A 2,276-nucleotide genomic window follows, 5' to 3' on the forward strand; every position below is an offset into this window, starting at 1 on the left:
ACGCTACGTCGCCCGCGAGATCTACCGACACATCCTGCCGAGGACCGCCATCCCGGTTCCGTCCTCACCACTTGACGAAACATAGGGGCATCTACAGCACCCACAAGTCGCCGGCGGTCAGGAAGTGGCTGGCGGTCCACCCCCGGTTCCACATGCACTTCACCCCGACCTACTCCTCCTGGCTCAACCAGGTCGAGCGCTGGTTCGCACTCCTGACGGACAAGCAGATACGGCGCGGCACCCACAAGTCCCTCCACGCGCTGGAGAAGGACATCCGAAACTGGATCAAGACCTGGAACGAGAACCCCCGCCCCTTCGCCTGGACGAAGACCGCCGACGAGATCCTCGAACGCCTCGCCACATATCTTGATCGAATTCCCGGCGCAGGACACTAGCGTGTTCAGTCGCAGGGGGACATGAGACTTAGCACTTCAGTTGGCCCCATAGCGCTGTAGTTGGCCCAGCTGAGCGTCAGACCTGATTGACAAGCAGTTGTTCGCCCTGTTGCTCAGGGAGACGGCAGAACCCGGGGCAGTGGTCATCCCTCTGACCGCCAAGTCCGATCGCGTCCCGTCGCGCAACCCTGTCCGGTGAGGAGCCGGCGCGGTGGCTCCTCACCGTGCGAAGACCTCTCAACGGGCCGCCGCACGGAGGCGAAAGTCTCGCCGGACTCGGCCTGGTCCCGGCATGCGCCCAATAGGCAAACTCTCCTTGACCTAACTCAAGAACAGCCGGGTTGACGCCCTCCGTGGCGTTCCGTGAGGCCTCTCCTTCACTGGGCAGCCGATGATCTCGCCGGAGTGATTCCTGGAGCTGGGCCGTGTCCGATGTACTGCTTGTTGCATTGGAAGGGCATGCGCAAGATGATCTTCGTGGTCTTCGCTGCTGGCACCGTTCTGCTTCTGCCCGTCGCCGGAGCCACTGCCGAGGACGAGGATTTACGGCGACCCGGCTGCCGTTCAGCTGTCTAGCCGTTCAGGCAGTCGCCCACCGATCACGCGTTCCAGTTCTTCCCTAGCAGCCACTCGCCCCACCAGACTGAGAAACTCCTCGACCGGCTGGTGACTTCGCGCTCGCTCGCTGTCTGGCAGTACTACCGGGATACCGACGAAGTCGCCTGGCACCTGTCCCCCCAGGCCAGGGTGGGCCGCACGGCGGCTCAGCAGTGACAGCGCCCCCGTCAGCCTCGTCGTTGCATGCCCCGCATCTGCTGGCTCCTCACCCTGAAGGGAAGAGTGAGACATCACTCGACTGGCACATCAGGGCTCTACTCGTGCGTACTATCTCTAGACACTGCTGCACGCTGCGGCAGTTGTGTCCTGCGGGTGTCCCGGTCAGCACAGACGGGGCACCTGCCTCCATCCGCTCGCGTACCGGGTTCGTGCTTTTCACCGCCGTACCCGCGAGCTACAGAAAGGCCCGTGCCATGTCTGAAATTCAGGTCCACGCCACAGGACTGGCGTCGCAGTACATCGCCCAGGTGACGGGCGACCTTGAGCGCAACGTCAAGGAGCAGGAACGCATCAGTGCCGAGATCGATGCGTTGCAGGAGCAGTTGGGTGCCCTGCAACACGACCACACCGTGCTGGTGAGCATGCAGAAGGCACTCGGCGGCGCGAGTGCAGCCGGTGAGGCGGACACCATGGTCGCGCCGACCGTGCCGCGTCAGACCACTGCCGAACCCCAGCAGAGCAAGCCGAAGAAGGCGGCCGCCACGAGTGCAACGGCGACGGCACCCAAGAAGAACGCCGCCAAGGCCTCGTCCGCAAAGGCACCCGAGACAGCCGCTAAGCCGACCCTCGTCAACCTGATCCGCGGTCACCTGGAGCAGCAGAGCGAGCCGCGGTCCGCCACCGAGGTCTCCGCCGCGCTCACGCAGGCCTACCCTGACCGTGGCGTCAAGACCACCGTTGTGCGTACCACCCTCGAAGGGCTGGTCGCCAAGAGCCAGGCTCAGCGCACCAAGCAGGGCTCGTCCGTCTTCTACACCGCGACGGCTGCCTCGGAGCCTGCTGCGGCCGAGCCTCAGCAGGAGGCAGTGGCAGGCTGACCACCCGCAGGAGCGCCCATCTCACCGCCACCAGGCCGCAGTCCGATGGCGCCCCAGCCAGAACCTCAGCATGCAGGGCCCAGCCGGCGTGCGGCAGTCCGGGAGTGGGCTTCCCCACGCCGCCGCCCGCGCCCTCTCTGTCAGCCTTGGGTGAGACATCCCGTTCTGCGGGTTAGCCTGAGAGGGCACGACAGGAGAACCGTTTCTTATGCCCAGCACAGAACCC

Annotated in this window: 1 protein-coding gene and 1 pseudogene; both read left to right on the top strand. The window is 64.9% G+C overall.

Annotation, left to right across the window (positions count from 1 at the left end; genetic code table 11):
- Nucleotides 1-95 precede the first annotated feature (95 nt).
- Nucleotides 96-395 (top strand): annotated as a pseudogene (locus ABZV38_RS40175) (transposase); the annotation flags it as partial.
- A 1,031-nt stretch (nucleotides 396-1,426) separates the two neighbouring features.
- A complete protein-coding gene (locus ABZV38_RS40180; protein WP_356333890.1) occupies nucleotides 1,427-2,050 on the top strand; it encodes a hypothetical protein in 624 nt (207 codons plus the stop codon).
- Nucleotides 2,051-2,276 lie beyond the last annotated feature (226 nt).

Source organism: Streptomyces sp. NPDC005181 (assembly GCF_040608395.1).
Classification (GTDB): Bacteria; Actinomycetota; Actinomycetes; order Streptomycetales; family Streptomycetaceae; genus Streptomyces.